This is a genomic window from Pseudoalteromonas sp. 5Ae-yellow, from assembly GCF_014077565.1.
In the GTDB taxonomy this organism is placed as follows: Bacteria; Pseudomonadota; Gammaproteobacteria; order Enterobacterales; family Alteromonadaceae; genus Pseudoalteromonas.
This window is the reverse complement of record NZ_JACGWD010000169.1, coordinates 1-489: the sequence shown is the minus strand read 5'-3', so window position 1 is coordinate 489 and position 489 is coordinate 1. Positions and strand designations below refer to the sequence as shown.

Sequence of the window (489 nt, the reverse complement as noted above, 5' to 3'; positions counted from 1 at the left end):
CTTCGCTTCCTGAGTGCTGGCAGGCCAGACTGGTTCTTTATCCTGAGCCAATGGGGCCTGGAAAAATAAAAGGTCTGCTGTGCTCTTTGGATGATAAACAGGCTTTTGGTGCACAGGCCATTCTTGATGTCTATTTCGAGCGCTGGGAAATTGAAAATAGCTATGGAGAAATAAAACACCAGATGCTTGAGGATAGTATTCTTTTGCGTAGTCAGACTGTGGATGGAGTCAATCAAGAGTTATGGGGTATATTGCTAGCCTACAATTTAATTCGAGTAGAGATAAGTCGAATAGCCAAAGAGGCTAAAGTCTCCCCGCTGAGAATTAGTTTTGTCATGGCTTTGCGGGATATACAGGATGAAATACTCTGGTGTGCCATCGCTTCGCCAGGTTCAATTCCAAAGAAATTAAGGGCAATGCGAGAACGAGTGAAACGTTATATTCTTCCAGAAAAAAGAAAACGGCCCAAAAGTAGGACCGTTCGAATTT

Annotated in this window: 1 protein-coding gene; it reads left to right on the top strand. The window is 43.4% G+C overall.

Translation table 11 applies throughout. The annotated features are described in order from the left end of the window. The coding region (locus H4J63_RS19835) for a transposase (RefSeq protein ID WP_182198114.1) at positions 1–489 on the top strand (489 nt) is incomplete at both ends.